16 protein-coding genes and 1 tRNA gene are annotated in these 15,184 nt (G+C 33.4%); 13 read left to right on the plus strand and 4 right to left on the minus strand.

Translation table 11 applies throughout. The features are described from left to right. Nucleotides 1–131 precede the first annotated feature (131 nt). Nucleotides 132–536, plus strand: a complete 405-nt coding sequence (locus ACWA1B_RS10240) for an acyl-CoA thioesterase (RefSeq protein WP_456906538.1) — start codon at nt 132–134, stop codon at nt 534–536. A 31-nt stretch (nt 537–567) separates the two neighbouring features. Here the strand turns inward: ACWA1B_RS10240 and ACWA1B_RS10245 are convergent, their stop codons facing one another. The 3 genes from ACWA1B_RS10245 to ribD are packed head-to-tail and all read right to left on the minus strand — an operon-like array spanning nt 568 to nt 2,856. Next, nucleotides 568–1,200: an IMPACT family protein gene (locus tag ACWA1B_RS10245; RefSeq protein WP_456906540.1), complete on the minus strand. Its 633-nt coding sequence runs from the start codon at nt 1,198–1,200 to the stop codon at nt 568–570. Nucleotides 1,201–1,211: 11 nt separating this feature from the next. Further along, on the minus strand, nt 1,212–1,814 hold the full coding sequence (locus ACWA1B_RS10250) for an HAD family hydrolase (protein WP_456906542.1): 603 nt from the start codon (nt 1,812–1,814) through the stop codon (nt 1,212–1,214). After that, nucleotides 1,807–2,856, minus strand: coding sequence for a bifunctional diaminohydroxyphosphoribosylaminopyrimidine deaminase/5-amino-6-(5-phosphoribosylamino)uracil reductase RibD (ribD, locus tag ACWA1B_RS10255; RefSeq protein WP_456906544.1), 1,050 nt, complete (start codon nt 2,854–2,856; stop codon nt 1,807–1,809). Before ribD ends, ACWA1B_RS10250 begins: the two co-directional genes overlap by 8 nt. Before the next feature lie 109 nt (nt 2,857–2,965). On the opposite strand from ribD, the gene ACWA1B_RS10260 reads away from it, so the two are divergent. Beyond that, complete coding sequence (locus tag ACWA1B_RS10260; protein ID WP_456906546.1) at nt 2,966–3,451, plus strand: GNAT family N-acetyltransferase; 486 nt, start codon at nt 2,966–2,968, stop codon at nt 3,449–3,451. 83 nt (nt 3,452–3,534) lie between these two features. Continuing rightward, the gene (gene prmC, locus ACWA1B_RS10265; RefSeq protein WP_456906548.1) at nt 3,535–4,383 is read left to right on the plus strand and encodes a peptide chain release factor N(5)-glutamine methyltransferase; all 849 of its coding nucleotides are present in this window, start codon (nt 3,535–3,537) and stop codon (nt 4,381–4,383) included. Between the two features lie 50 nt (nt 4,384–4,433). On the opposite strand, the gene ACWA1B_RS10270 is transcribed toward prmC, so the two are convergent. Beyond that, on the minus strand, nt 4,434–5,678 hold the full coding sequence (locus ACWA1B_RS10270) for an ABC transporter permease (protein ID WP_456906550.1): 1,245 nt from the start codon (nt 5,676–5,678) through the stop codon (nt 4,434–4,436). A gap of 240 nt (nt 5,679–5,918) precedes the next feature. Between ACWA1B_RS10270 and hisS the strand changes: the two genes are divergently transcribed. The 10 genes from hisS (at nt 5,919) to ACWA1B_RS10320 (ending at nt 15,133) form a co-directional block, all read left to right on the plus strand. Then, the gene (gene hisS / locus ACWA1B_RS10275) at nt 5,919–7,346 is read left to right on the plus strand and encodes a histidine--tRNA ligase (protein ID WP_456906552.1); all 1,428 of its coding nucleotides are present in this window, start codon (nt 5,919–5,921) and stop codon (nt 7,344–7,346) included. A 120-nt stretch (nt 7,347–7,466) separates the two neighbouring features. Then, nucleotides 7,467–7,537 (plus strand) — tRNA-Trp (locus ACWA1B_RS10280). Between the two features lie 308 nt (nt 7,538–7,845). Then, nucleotides 7,846–8,424 carry a nucleotide exchange factor GrpE gene (locus tag ACWA1B_RS10285; protein WP_456906554.1) on the plus strand — a complete coding sequence of 193 codons (579 nt, stop codon included), beginning with the start codon at nt 7,846–7,848 and terminating at the stop codon, nt 8,422–8,424. A gap of 72 nt (nt 8,425–8,496) precedes the next feature. Beyond that, nucleotides 8,497–9,606: a molecular chaperone DnaJ gene (gene dnaJ / locus ACWA1B_RS10290; RefSeq protein ID WP_035647994.1), complete on the plus strand. Its 1,110-nt coding sequence runs from the start codon at nt 8,497–8,499 to the stop codon at nt 9,604–9,606. Nucleotides 9,607–9,768: 162 nt separating this feature from the next. After that, complete coding sequence (locus ACWA1B_RS10295; RefSeq protein ID WP_456906556.1) at nt 9,769–10,698, plus strand: ABC transporter ATP-binding protein; 930 nt, start codon at nt 9,769–9,771, stop codon at nt 10,696–10,698. Nucleotides 10,699–10,777: 79 nt separating this feature from the next. Then, nucleotides 10,778–12,094 (plus strand): ABC transporter permease, encoded by a 1,317-nt coding sequence (locus tag ACWA1B_RS10300; protein ID WP_456906558.1) that lies wholly within the window; start codon nt 10,778–10,780, stop codon nt 12,092–12,094. A 99-nt stretch (nt 12,095–12,193) separates the two neighbouring features. After that, nucleotides 12,194–13,357 (plus strand): sigma-54-dependent transcriptional regulator, encoded by a 1,164-nt coding sequence (locus tag ACWA1B_RS10305; protein WP_456906560.1) that lies wholly within the window; start codon nt 12,194–12,196, stop codon nt 13,355–13,357. Between the two features lie 43 nt (nt 13,358–13,400). Then, nucleotides 13,401–14,066 carry a DEAD/DEAH box helicase gene (locus tag ACWA1B_RS10310; RefSeq protein WP_456906562.1) on the plus strand — a complete coding sequence of 222 codons (666 nt, stop codon included), beginning with the start codon at nt 13,401–13,403 and terminating at the stop codon, nt 14,064–14,066. Between the two features lie 22 nt (nt 14,067–14,088). Then, entirely contained in the window at nt 14,089–14,901 is an 813-nt protein-coding gene (locus ACWA1B_RS10315; protein WP_456906564.1) for an alpha/beta hydrolase, read from the plus strand. 13 nt (nt 14,902–14,914) lie between these two features. Next, nucleotides 14,915–15,133 carry a putative signal transducing protein gene (locus ACWA1B_RS10320; protein WP_026727963.1) on the plus strand — a complete coding sequence of 73 codons (219 nt, stop codon included), beginning with the start codon at nt 14,915–14,917 and terminating at the stop codon, nt 15,131–15,133. The last annotated feature ends 51 nt before the right edge of the window (nt 15,134–15,184 follow it).

Genomic DNA, 15,184 nt, shown 5'->3' on the forward strand with positions numbered 1-15,184 from the left:
AAATTTTTCCGTATTTCGGGATAACAAATATGTGAACAAATTTCTGTAAAAAAAAATATTTTGGGTCTAATTTTATAAAAAAAAAGTTGTAAGTGAACTTTAGGAATTTAATTTTTTTTAATCTATAAATAATGAAAAATCATCAAACGCAAGTGCGTGTTCGTTACTCAGAAACTGACCAAATGGGAGTTGTTTATCACGGAAATTATGTGCCTTATTTTGAGATTGGACGCGTGGAATGGCTTAGAAATAAAGGGATTTCGTATGCTAGCATGGAAGAAAGAGGTATTGGGCTTCCGATTGTTTCGATGCAAATTAATTATAAAAAATCAGCGCGATATGATGAACTTCTTACAATTCATACAACCTTCAAAAGTCAGTCATCTGTTAAGATTGAATTTGACTGTGCCATCTATAATGAGGCAAATGAGTTATTAACAACTGCAGTATTTATTTTAGTATTTATTTCGTTAAAAACGGGTCGTCCAACAGCACCTCCGGATTATATTTTAGAATTGTTTAAAACGTTGGAATAATTGTTAAAATGAGGTGTGTTTTAATATTAATTTACACAATTTTAATATCAATTTCAAACATTAAATCAAAAATGTCGAATACTGATTCGGCATTTTTTTTGCGTGTTTTTGTGATTATTTTCCCAATTGGGAGTCCGGAATCTTCATCGATTTCCATTTCCTGAGAGGTAATTTCCAGTTTCTTTTCTTTGATAACCCGCATAACTTTATTCATATTTTTATAATCAAAAGAGATTAAAAAATGAACGTCAATTGTTTTTTCGACAATTTCACAAACTTCAAGCGTCATTTGTGCTGTAGTTCGATAAGCTGAAATCAAACCTCCGACACCTAATTTTACTCCGCCAAAAATACGAACAACAACGACAAGAATATTTGTCAGCCCAAAAGATTGAATTTGTCCATAGATAGGAGCGCCCGCAGTATTGCTGGGTTCGCCGTCGTCATTTGCCCGATACGATATTTTTGGAGCGGTTCCTAATTGATACGCATAACAATAATGTACAGCATGCGGATGCAGTTTTTTTAAGTCTTCAATTATTGGTTTTACTTCGTCTTCGCTTTCAATAGGAAATGCGTACCCAAAGAATTTGCTTCCTTTTTCCTTAAAAAGCACTTCATCAGATGCGAAAGCAATGGTTTGATAAATATCGCTGTATTCCAAAAGTAATTTTTCTAAAGTAAATTTTTATCCAATAACTGAATCACATCTTCCTGTCCAACTTGTAAATTCCATACTTTAAATCCTAAAGCAGCGGCAGCATTTGTGTTTTCTTTTTTATCGTCAACAAATAACGTTTGTTCCGGAATTAAATTATGTTCGTCAATTAAATGCTGAAATGAATTGGCATTTGGTTTGCGTTTTCTGATTTCATATGAAAAATGAACTTTTTCAAAACAATTGTAAAAATCAGTATAAAAAGGCTTGCCTACAGTTTTTTCAAAAGTGGCAATGTGAATGGCATCAGTATTGCTCAAAAGAAACAAACGGTATTTTTTTGAAAGCTCTTTTAAAAACTCTAATCGATATGATGGAAAATCAGCTAAAACAGCATTCCAAGCTTCCAAAATTTCTTCAATAGAAGCATTTGGAAGTTCTTTCTGAAATCCACCTAAAAAATCTTCGTACGAAACATCACCAGTTTCGTATAATAAATTCAAACGATCCATTTCTGAACTCCATTCGGTCATTCCTAATTTTTTCAATCCTGAAATAGTTCCCTGTTTGTCTAAATTGATGAAAATATCGCCAAAGTCAAAAATTATGGTATCAATCATGGTTTGTAATATATAATAATTCGTCGTTTTGAATAGTTGTTTTTAAAATATTGCTTTTGTGAATTATTGGTGCTTTTGCGCCTTTTTCATAAATAGTTGTTCCAATAAAAATGCGGGCTTCGTCCCATAAATTTGAATCTATAAAAGATTGCAAAGTTTGTCTTCCGCCTTCAATTATTACAGATTGAATTTGATGCTGATATAAAACGTCCAAAATCTGAGAAATTGTATTTTCATTAAAATCAATCTTCTCAAAAATGGTGTTTTCGTTAGAAATATTGTTTTCTAATTTAGAAAATACAATTGTTTTTGCGCTGTTATCAAAAATAAAACTGTCTTTTGAAATTCGGTTATTCTGATCTAAAACCACTCGAACTGGGTTGTTTCCTGACCAATCTCTAGTATTTAATTTCGGATTGTCATCAATAACCGTTTGCGTTCCCACTAAAATGGCCTGTTCTTCGCTTCGCCATTTATGAACTAATTGCCTCGAATATTGATTCGTAATCCAAATTGGTTTTCGTTCGTGACCGATTTCTTTTTCTGGCGCTAAAAATCCGTCTTGACTTTCGGCCCATTTCAATATAATATATGGTCTCTTTTTTTGATGGAAAGTAAAAAAACGTTTATTGAGTTCGTTGCATTCTTCTTCTAAAACTCCAACAGTAATATTTACGCCGTTTTCAATTAATTTTTTAATTCCTCTTCCTGCTACTTTTTCATTCGGATCGACGGTTCCAACGACGACATTTGGAATTTTATTTGCAATAATTAAATCGCAGCACGGAGGTGTTTTTCCAAAGTGGCTGCAAGGTTCCAGACTTACATAAATGGTAGCTTTTTCTAGGAGCGATTTATCTTTTACAGATTGTACAGCATTTACTTCGGCATGAGGTTCGCCAGCTTTTTTGTGCCAGCCTTCGCCAATTATTTTACCTTCATGAACAATTACGCTTCCTACCATCGGATTTGGATAAGTGGTTCCGAAACCGTTTTGAGCCAGTTCAATGCAGCGTTTTATGTGTTTTTCATGTGTATTCACGGTGCAAAAATAATCATTTTTGACTTTAATCCCGATAGTTAACATTATAGTTGAGAAACTATCGGAAAAGTATTTTTACTTTTGTAGATATATTACCGAATAACGAAACATGAAAGATTACATAATCAGAGCAATTAAAAAAGAAGACAACAAGGCTGTAGCACAATTAATACGTTCTGTTTTTGACGAAATGGAAATTCCAAAAGTAGGGACAGCTTATGCAGATCCATATCTTGATTTGATGTTTGAAGAATACAATAAACCGAGATCGGTCTATTTTGTAGTCGAAAGTGAAGGAGAAATAGTAGGTTGTTGCGGCATTGCGCCTTTAGAAAATGGTGCTTCAGAAATCTGTGAACTTCAAAAAATGTATTTTTCGCCTAAAACACGGGGTTTAGGAGTTGGTAGTCAAATGATGGAGAAATGCCTACAAGAAGCGAGAAATTTTGGATTTGAAAAATGTTATATTGAAACAATGCCTTTTATGCATGCGGCTCAAAAATTATATAAAAAATCGGGTTTTGAATATTTAGATGCTCCTTTAGGATGTACTGGGCATAATTCTTGCCCGGTTTGGATGCTGAAAGTTTTATAAAATCTTGTAACAAATTAGATTTTCCAATACTTATTTGAAATAAAAATTAGCTTTTGCTGAATAAAATTACTTAGAGATCAGAAATGAAAATTAAACAATACCGCACTCAGTTTATAAAAGAATTATCGCCTTTATATGATGCATACGAAGCGGAGAGTTTTTTCTATTTAATTCTAGAAGACAAACATAAATTGCGCCAGATTGATTTGGCTTTAAATCATGAACTGAATTTTTCTGAAAAGGATTTTATGGTTTGGGATTCAATATTGGATGATTTAAAAAACGAAGTTCCGATTCAGTATTTATTGGGAAAAACCAGTTTTTATGGTTTGGATTTTGAAGTGAATGAAAATGTCCTGATTCCGAGACCAGAAACCGAAGAATTGGTGGAGTGGATTATTAATGAAAATAAAGGACATTCTAAAGAAATCAAAATTTTAGATATCGGGACAGGAAGCGGTTGTATAGCAATTTCGTTGGCAAAAAATATTCCCTATGCAAAAGTCTATGCAATTGACGTTTCTAAAAAGGCACTAGAAACTGCAAAAAGAAATGCTATAAATAATAATGTCGATGTTACTTTTATGCTTAAGAATATATTGGAATTGGAAGCGCTGAAATCAGATTATGATATCATTGTATCAAATCCGCCTTATGTTCGGAATCTGGAAAAGGTTGAAATCAAAAAGAATGTTTTGGATTTTGAACCACATCTGGCTCTATTTGTTGATGATAACGATGCATTGATTTTTTACAGAAAGATTGCTGAATTAGCTAAAAAAAATCTTTTAGAAAAAGGACAATTATACTTTGAAATCAATCAGTACTTAGGAAAAGAAATGAATAATTTACTGGAAAAAATGAATTTCAAAAATATCGAACTTCGAAAAGATATTTATAATAATGATCGAATGATTAAGGGGAATGTTTAAAGTTTTCAGTCTCTGTTTTCAGTCACACAAATAACTGAAACTGCGACTAATTATTCGTAACGAAGAGCTTCAATAGGGTCTAATTTCGATGCTTTAATTGCGGGATATAAACCGGAAACTATTGCAACAGTAAAACTAGTCGCAAAGGCTGCAAAAATAGCGCCCCAAGGAATAACGAATGAGAAATTCATTGCCGTTGCAATGGCAAAGCCAAGCAAGATCCCGATTATAATTCCGACCAATCCACCAATCTGCCCAATCAATAGTGTTTCAATAAAAAACTGAGTAGAAATAGTTGTTTTTGTAGCCCCTAAAGCTTTACGAACACCAATTTCGCGAGTACGTTCTGTAACCGAAACAATCATAATATTCATTAAAGCAATTGAGGAACCCAGAATAGTTATAATACTAATAATCCAAGAAGCCCAGCCTAAATATTGTGTAATTCCAAGAATTCTATTTATCAAATCATCGCTTCGGCCTATTCCAAAATTGTTATCGCGAACAGGATTTAATTTACGAACTCTTCGCATAACACTCGTTGCATTGTCAATGGCAGGATCTAAAAGTTCTTTTTTAGAAACCATGACACTAATGGTATAATTAATATTTGGTGCTGTAAATAAAGAACGTGCAACTTGAATTGGAATCAAAACACGTAAATCCTGACTGTTTCCAAAAGTTGATCCTTTTTCCTTTAATACGCCAATTACTTTAAAACGTGCGCCTCTTATCGAAATGATTTTGTCAATTGGATTAACATCTTTCAATAATCCTTTTTCAAAATCAGAACCTACAATGCAGGAATAAGTATTGTTGTCAATATCAAATTGATTGAAAGAACGGCCTAATGTAGTTTCGAGACCAGAATTGGAAATGAAATGTTCGTCAACACCAAGGATTTTTATTTCCGGATCTGTTTTTTCGCCTAAAAATTTAACTTCAGCTTTTGAAGTTGCGGTGAATGAAAGAGAAGTTTCGGTAAACGGATATTTGTATTTATTTTTGAAAGCAACGGCTTCAGGATATGAAATAATTGGGTTTATGATTTCGCGTTCGTTTCCACCTCGATTCTTAAGGTTGTTTTCGTATTGATTGATGTTGAACGTATTGGCGCCCATTGAAGCGAAATTGGTCGAAACTGTATGTTCGAGCGCTGTTACAACGGTCAAAATTCCAACCAAAGCGGTAATTCCGATAGCAATAATTAATACGGTAAGAATGGTTCGCAGAATTTGAGTTTTGATGGAACCAAAAGCAATTCGGATATTTTCTTTAAATAATTTTAGCATCATGACCAATTTGTCACGAAAATACGGTTTTTGTTACAAGTTTGTTTTCCAAGTGTTATTATTTATTTTAAAAAGTAAGATATTTGCAAACTTAATTAAGTTGAAAGTTGGAAAGCTTTAAAGTCGAAAGTCTGAAGATCCAACAATCTAAAACAAAATCTAGAAATAAATTAATTTTAAGGTTTTATATTTTAGTTCAAAAAGAAATCTAAAATCTAAAATCAGAAATCTAAAATAAAAAAGATGGCTTCAAAACCAAGTATTCCACAAGGAACCAGAGATTTTTCACCTGCAGAGGTGTCAAAACGTCAATATATTATTCAGACAATAAAAGCTAATTTCGAGAAATTTGGTTTTCAGCCAATTGAAACGCCTTCGTTTGAAAATTCAGATACTTTGATGGGGAAATATGGAGAAGAAGGCGATCGTTTGATTTTTAAAATTCTGAATTCAGGAAATTTTTTCTTCAATAAAAGTAAAATTGAATTGCCTGAATCTTTAGAAGCGCTTCAAACTAATTCTGCTGAAACAATAAGTTTAGATCAAAGAATTGAATTGAATAAATTTACCGGAAGAATTTCAGAAAAAGCATTGCGATATGATTTGACAGTTCCCTTTGCCAGATACGTTGTACAGCATCAAAACGAAATTGAATTTCCATTTAAAAGATACCAAATCCAGCCGGTTTGGAGAGCAGATCGCCCGCAAAAAGGACGTTACAGAGAATTTTTTCAATGTGATGCCGATGTTGTTGGTTCAAAATCACTATGGCAGGAAGTAGAGCTAGTTCAACTATATGATACTGTTTTTACATCTTTAGGTTTAGAAGGTGTGACAATCAAAATCAATAACAGAAAAATTTTATCTGGAATTGCTGAGGTTATTGGTGCTTCAGATAAATTAATCGATTTTACTGTCGCTCTTGATAAATTAGATAAAATCGGAGAAGACGGTGTTAAAAAAGAAATGATCGAAAAAGGAATATCTGAAGAAGCTTTAGTAAAAGTTCAGCCTTTGTTTAGCTTTAGTGGTTCTTTCGCCGACAAAATCAATCAGCTTTCAGAATTGTTGTCTTCATCAGAAGAAGGTATGAAAGGTGTTGAAGAGCTTAAATTCATCTGCGACAATGTTGCAAATTTAGGACTTTCGACTGCGATTTTGGATTTAGATGTGACTTTGGCTCGTGGTTTAAATTATTATACTGGAGCAATTTTTGAAGTTGCAGCTCCAAAAACAGTTTCGATAGGATCTATTGGCGGTGGCGGAAGATACGACGATTTGACGGGAATTTTTGGATTGAAAAATATGAGCGGTGTAGGAATTTCATTTGGATTAGATAGAATTTATTTGGTTTTAGAAGAATTGCAAATGTTTCCTGAAACTGTTGCCGCTACTTCAAAAGCTTTGTTTGTGAATTATGGAGATAAAGAAGCTTTATATGCTTCAAAAGCAATTCAGAAATTAAGACAAGAAAATATAAAAGTAGAATTGTATCCAGATAATGTAAAAGTTGGAAAACAGTTTCAATATGCAGATAAACGTTTGATTCCGTTTGCAGTAATTGCAGGAGATCAGGAAATTGCGTCAAATACTTATGCGCTTAAAAATTTAGTGTCAGGCGAGCAGGTTTCGGTTGATTTTGAAGGATTGAAAAATGCATTGTTAGGTTAACTGTCTGTAAGAAAGGTTTTTGCTTCGGAATGTGCAGATTTAAAGGGATTTCTTTTGAAATCTCTGCCCTAAATAGTTGCCAGAGAAGAAAAAAAACTTTTAATTTGCCGACCTTAAGTTACGGGCGTAGTTCAAGGGTAGAATAGCGGTCTCCAAAACCGTTGATGGGGGTTCGAATCCCTCCGCCCGTGCAATAAAATCAAATGAAAGTATAAAAAAAAGCTTCGTCTCTATAAGGCGAAGCTTTTTTTAATATAAGGTAAATTTGAATTAATAATTATTTTTGAGGCCGAAGCCAACCCTTAAATTCAATTTTGGTGTAATGTTTTACGTTTTAATGACCTCAAAGATAAAACAAACTATAACGTAATAGTCTTAAAATTATAATAAAATTTTTATGGATTGCTTTCGTATTTTAAGCAACTCATTTTTAATAAAGTGACAATTTGACATTTTAAAATATTTGGCAGTACTTTTGCAATCACAAAAAAGAATAAAAATGAAGTTTAAGAATATTTTTAAAAATAAAAGTAATATGACTACGGAAAATACAGAATTCGATCAGGAATTAGATGATGTAACGTTAGAGAACAATGCCAACGGAGAGCAGTTAATTGTTGAAGAATTAAGTGTTGAGGAGCAATTAGCGAAAGACTTGGCTCACGAAAAAGATAAGTTTTTGAGATTATTTGCCGAATTTGAAAATTACAAAAAAAGAACTTCAAAAGAGCGTCTTGAATTGTTTAAAACAGCAAACCAAGAGGTTTTATTGGCGATGCTTCCAGTTTTAGATGATTTTGACAGAGCTGCTGTAGAAATCAACAAATCTGATGATGAAAATTTGAAAAAAGGTGTTGAGTTGATTCACGAAAAATTCAAAAACACTTTAGTTTCTAAAGGTTTAGAACAAGTTGAAATTCAGGCTGGAGATGCTTTCAATGCTGATGTTGCAGAGGCAATTACTCAAATTCCGGCTCCATCTGACAAATTGAAAGGGAAAATTGTTGATGTTATTGAAAAAGGATACAAATTAGGAGACAAAATTATTCGTTTCCCTAAAGTTGTAGTTGGAAACTAAAAAAAATGCAAAAGAATTTCAAGTGCATTTTTTGGATTTTGGAATTTTTAAGATTTGGAACCTAATCTAATTATGAAAAAAGATTTTTACGAAATATTAGGCATTTCAAAAAATGCTGATGCTGCCGAAATTAAAAAAGCGTACAGAAAAAGCGCTTTAAAATATCATCCTGATAAAAATCCAGGCGACAAAGAGGCAGAAGAAAACTTCAAACTGGCAGCTGAAGCTTATGAAGTTTTGAGTGATCCACAGAAAAAAGCGAAATACGATCAATATGGTCATCAGGCATTTGATGGCGCTGGCGGATTTGGCGGCGGCCATGGTGGTATGAATATGGATGACATTTTCAGCCAGTTTGGTGATATTTTTGGTGGCGGATTTGGCGGTTTCGGAGGCGGAGGCGGAGGTCCTCGCCGTGCCAAAGGAAGCAATCTTCGAATTAAAGTTAAATTGACTTTAGAGGAAATTGCAAATGGAGTTGAGAAAAAAGTAAAAGTAAAACGTAAAGTTCAGGCTAAAGGTGTAACGTATAAAACTTGTACGACTTGTAATGGTCAGGGACAGGTAATGCGTGTAACCAATACCATTTTAGGAAGAATGCAATCTGCGTCAACTTGTCCTACTTGTGGTGGTTCTGGTCAGATTTTAGATAAAAAACCTGCTGAGGCTGATGCTCAAGGTATGGTTCAGGAAGATGAAACAGTATCAATCAAAATTCCTGCGGGAGTTGTTGATGGAATGCAGTTGAAAGTTTCTAACAAAGGTAACGATGCGCCAGGAAACAGTATTCCGGGTGATTTGATTGTTGCAATTGAAGAAGTTGAACACGAATTCCTAAAACGTGAAGGTGAAAACGTTCACTTTGATTTATACATCAGTTTTCCTGAAGCAGTTTTAGGAGCTTCAAAAGATATTGAAGCAATCAACGGAAAAGTTCGTATTAAGTTAGAGGAAGGAATCCAATCTGGAAAAATCTTAAGATTAAAAGGAAAAGGAATTCCAAGCTTAAACGGTTACGGAAGCGGAGATTTATTAGTGCACGTTAACGTTTGGACTCCAAAAACTTTAAACAAAGAACAAAAACAATTCTTTGAAAATGCTTTAAACGATGAGCATTTTGCTCCAAGTCCGGAAAAATCAGAGAAATCATTCTTTGAGAAAGTAAAAGATATGTTCTCATAATCAGGACTTTTTCAAAATGTTTAAATAAATAGAAAAACCCATTCTAACATAATTTTAGGATGGGTTTTTTATGTAATAGTAGTAAGATTCGCTTCTAATTATTTACTTTTACAGTCGCTTGGCCATAATGGCATAAGCAACGCAGAAAATCTCAAAAACAGCATGAGCAACTTACTCGAAGTACATAAGGTCGTAAAACGATATGGCGATTATGTAGCGCTTAACGAAGTTTCATTAAATGTACCAAAAGGCAGTATATATGGACTTTTAGGTCCGAATGGAGCTGGAAAAACTTCCCTTATCAGAATTATAAACCAAATTACATTACCCGATAGCGGTGAGGTAATTTTGGATGGAGAAAAACTCCAGCCGAAACATGTTCAGACAATTGGATATCTTCCGGAAGAAAGAGGATTATACAGTTCTATGAAAGTAGGCGAGCAATGTTTGTATTTGGCACAAATGAAAGGACTTTCTAAAGCCGAAGCTAAAAAGCAATTGGATTATTGGTTTGATCGTTTAGGAATTCAGGGCTGGTGGAACAAGAAAATCCAGGAACTTTCTAAAGGAATGGCACAGAAAATTCAATTTGTTGTTTGTGTTTTGCATAAGCCGAAATTGTTGATTTTAGATGAGCCATTTTCAGGATTTGACCCTGTAAATGCTAATGTTATTAAAGATGAAATTTTGGCATTAAAAGAACAAGGTTCAACTATTATTTTCTCGACGCACAGAATGGAAAGTGTAGAAGAACTTTGCGAAAATATCGCTTTAATTCACAAATCAAATAAACTGATAGAAGGAAAAGTGGTCGATGTTAAACGCAAGTTTAGAACTAATAGTTTTGAAGTTGGAATCCTGACGAGCAATATTGAAGGCTTGATGTATGATATTACGCAAAAATTTACCGTTTCGCCTGCTCATTTCAAATCGCTAAATGATGATTTAAAGCTAAATATCCAAATAGGAAATGCTTCACCAAATGAACTTTTGAATATTCTTACGCAACGCGGACAAGTAACGCATTTTGTAGAAAAAATTCCAAGCATAAACGATATTTTTATTCAGACTGTAACGGAAAACAAAGTTTAGATTTCAGATTTTAGATTTTAGAGTGAAGACCTAAAATCTAAAAATCTAAAGTCAACAATCTAAAATCTAAAATAAAGAAATGAGCATTATTTCATTAATTATAAAAAGAGAATTTATTGCCAAAGTCCGCAATAAATCTTTTGTTGTCATGACTTTTTTGAGTCCGCTTTTATTTGTTGCGATAGCCATTTTTATTGGTTATTTGAGCTCAATGAAAGCCGAAACAAAAAGAATTGCTATTCATGACGAAACCGGACTTTTTGCTTCTGATTTCTTAAAAGAAAATAAAAAAGGAGCAGAATTTAAATATCTGAATTTATCTGAAATTGATGTGAAAGCTTTGAAAGACAGCATTACAAAAGAAGATTTCAGCGGATTAATCGTTATTCCAAAAACAAATAATCTTAAAGATTTAGAAAGTAAAATAGAATTTATTTCGAATAATAGTCCGAGTATTTCCTTTATCGAAAACACGCAGGATGTTATTGCGTCAAAGATTACAAAGTTAAATCTTGAAGAAGCAAAATTGGATACTTTGGCTATTAAAAAAGCACAATCAAATGTAAATATTCACTTAGTAAAAGCTTCTGGAGAAGAGAGTTTAAAAGGTTTAAATGAGATAAAAATCGCAATAGGTGGCGCATTTGGTTATTTGATTATGATGTTTATTATCATCTACGGAAATATGGTAATGCGAAGCGTAATCGAAGAAAAAACAAACCGAATTATCGAAATCATTATTTCATCAGTAAAACCATTTCAGTTGATGATTGGTAAAATTGTCGGAACTTCATTGGCAGGAATTCTGCAATTTATGATTTGGGCGATAATTGGTTTAGGATTAATGTTTGCAGCTTCAGCATTTTTTGGTGTAAATATTGGACCGGGATCAAATATTCCACCCGTATTAATGCAATCAGTAGATCATAATTTTTCTGGAATAATACAAATGGGATTAAGAGAAGCATGGAATTTACCTATTGCAAGTATTTTAATTGGTTTCGTAATTTATTTCATTGGAGGATATTTTTTATACAGTTCATTTTATGCAGCAATTGGAGCGGCAGTTGATAATCAAACCGATTCTCAGCAATTTCTGCTTCCAATTTTAATGCCTCTGATTTTGAGCGTTTATATCGGGTTTTTTACAGTTGTAAACGATCCGCACGGAACAGTCGCCGTTGTATTTTCGATGATTCCGCTTACGTCGCCAATAGTTATGTTAATGCGTATTCCGTTTGGCGTGCCGTGGTGGCAAATCGCAATTTCGGTATCATTATTGTTTGCTACCTTTTTCCTTGTTGTGTGGTTCGCTGCAAAAATTTACCGAGTTGGTATTTTAATGTACGGAAAAAAACCAACATGGAAAGAATTGTATAAATGGTTAAAATATTAATTTTTAAAGGTGCTAAGGTTCTAAGATGCTAAGCTTTTAGCTTCTTGTAAAAAAAACCTCAGTACCTTAGCATCTTAGAACCTCAGAACCTTAAAAAAAATGAGTAAAATACTAATTATCGAAGACGAAGCAGCGATCAGAAGAGTTTTGGTAAAAATTTTATCAGAAGAAAATGATTCCTATCAGGTTGATGAAGCTGAGGATGGCGTTGCGGGACTTGAAAAAATAAAAAACAACGATTACGATTTGGTTTTGTGCGATATCAAAATGCCAAAAATGGACGGTGTTGAGGTTTTAGAAGAAGTAAAAAAGATAAAACCGGAAATTCCGATGGTGATGATTTCGGGGCATGGCGATATGGAAACGGCGATTCATACGATGCGTTTGGGCGCTTTTGATTATATTTCAAAACCGCCAGATTTGAACCGTTTATTGAATACCGTTCGTAATGCTTTAGACAAAAAGCAATTAGTTGTTGAGAATAAAATTCTAAAGAAAAAAGTCAGCAAGAATTACGAGATGATTGGCGAGAGCGAATCTATTAATCATATAAAAGTGATGATTGATAAAGTGGCACCAACTGAAGCCAGAGTTCTAATTACGGGACCAAACGGAACTGGAAAAGAATTAGTAGCCCATCAATTACATGAAAAAAGCGAGCGTGCAAATTTTCCTTTAATTGAAGTAAACTGCGCTGCGATTCCGAGTGAATTGATCGAAAGTGAATTATTTGGACATGTAAAAGGTGCGTTTACATCGGCAGTGAAAGATCGCGCAGGAAAGTTTGAAGCGGCTGATAAAGGAACTATTTTCTTAGATGAAATTGGGGACATGAGTCTTTCTGCGCAAGCCAAAGTTTTACGTGCTTTACAAGAAAGTATGATTACCAGAGTTGGTGCTGATAAAGATATTAAAGTTGATGTTCGCGTGGTTGCGGCAACAAATAAAGATTTAAAAACAGAAATTGCCGAAGGTCGTTTCCGTGAAGATTTATACCATCGTTTGGCTGTAATTCTAATAAAAGTTCCGCCATTGAATGAAAGACGTGACGATATTCCGGCTTTGATTTCGCATTTTGCTGAAAAAATTGCTTCGGAACAAGGAAATGCTGTTAAAGGATTTTCGGCGCAAGCCATAAAATTATTGCAGGAATACGATTGGACAGGGAATATTCGTGAACTTCGAAATGTTGTTGAAAGATTAATCATTTTAGGAGGAAATGAAATCTCAGAGAATGATGTGAAAATGTTCGCAAGTAAATGATGATTTAGTTTTCAATCTAAAATCATAAATCTAAAATTTAGGAATGAAATTAAAAAAAATAAACGAAAAACTACAAGATGCACTTATTGAAAATGGTTTAACAGAAGCAAATGTTTTGCAGCTGGAAACTTTTTCGACTATAAAAAGCGGTGCTGACTGTATTGTTGTTTCTCCTAGTGGAAGTGGAAAAACAACTACAATTGTTTTGAATGTAATTCAGCAGTTGGCAGGAAAAAACGAAGAATCTCCACGTGCTTTGATTATTGTCGAAGACAAAGAAAAAGTATTGGCAATGGAAGCGCTTTTTGAGAAGTACGGAAAATATACCAATCTGGAAGTTTATGGTGTTCACGATAAAGGAGACATGGACTACGATAAAAACTATATTTCGACAGGAATTGATGTTTTGATTGGAACACCAACAAAATTGAGTGATATGTTTTCTACCGCTGGTTATAATGTAAATCGTTTAAGAATGTTTATTCTTGACGATGCAGATCCTATTCTGAAATTACGCCATGAAACCAAAATTATGCGTATCTCAAATAGTATTGCCAAAACACAGCGTTTGATTTTTACTGAAAATTTGACAGAACGCATCGAAATTTTAGCAGATAAAATGCTTTTGGAACCTTATTTATTCGATATGGATGAAGAAGGGGAAGAAGAATTGGATGAGGAGGAAGACGACGTAGAAGAAGAGGAGTAAAAATCTTAGAATATTTTTGGAAATGATAAATACACTCAAATTTTTGACAATTGCGCTATTGGCGTTTTTTGTTATTATTTATGTAATTGTTGTTTCTTATGTATATTTTAATCAAGTTGGAATGGTTTTTCAAAGTGCCAGTCTTTCAAAAGATTATCAATTTAATTATCAGAGCAATTTTGAGGAATTGAATATTAAATCCTTTGATGGTGTAAATTTAAATGGCTTGTTGTTTAAGGCTGAAAAAAACTCAAAAGGACTTGTGTTTTATCTTCATGGAAATGCTGGAACATTAGAAACTTGGGGAACGATTGCGAAAACATATACTAATTTAGGATATGATATTTTTATTCTGGATTATCGCAGTTTTGGAAAAAGTGAAGGTGAGATTGAGAATGAGGAACAATTAAATAAAGATGTTGCTGTTGTCTATAAAAAACTACGTCAAAAATATTCTGAAAATAAAATTATTATTGCAGGTTATTCAATTGGTTCTGGTTTAGCAGCAATTTTAGCTTCAGAAAATAATCCAAAAGCGTTAATTCTGCAATCGCCTTATTTTAGTTTCACAGAATTATCAGGAACCAGAGTTCGTTTTTTTCCTGATTTCATGAAAAAGTTTCATTTAGAAACGTATCAATATCTGCCAAAAGTCAAAGCGCCGATTTATATTTTTCATGGTCTGGATGATCAGCTAATTCCTGTTGAAAATTCAATTCGGTTAAATAAAATTTTAGGTTCTGAAGGGCATTTTTATCCTTTAAAAGGGCAAGGACATATCGGGATGAATGAAAATGAAAGTTTTCAGGAAGAATTAAAAATAATTTTACAATAAAAAATAAAATGTTATGGGATTAATGAAGGTGTTTTCAGGAAGTGAAGTATTAGCAATTGCTTTGCAGGAAAGATTAGAAGAAGCGGGAGTAGAAACAGTAAAAAAAGATAATATCCAATCAGCTCGTTTGGGAGGTTTTGGCGGAACAGATTTGGCAGTTGAGGTTTTTATTCAGGAAACCGATTTTGCAAAAGCAAATCCTGTTATTGAAGATTTCAGAATGAGTATTTAAAAAGTGTTCAGTTCCAGTTTTCCGTTCACAGTATAACTGAAAACTGAGATT

It is taken from the genome of Flavobacterium xizangense, assembly GCF_054075145.1.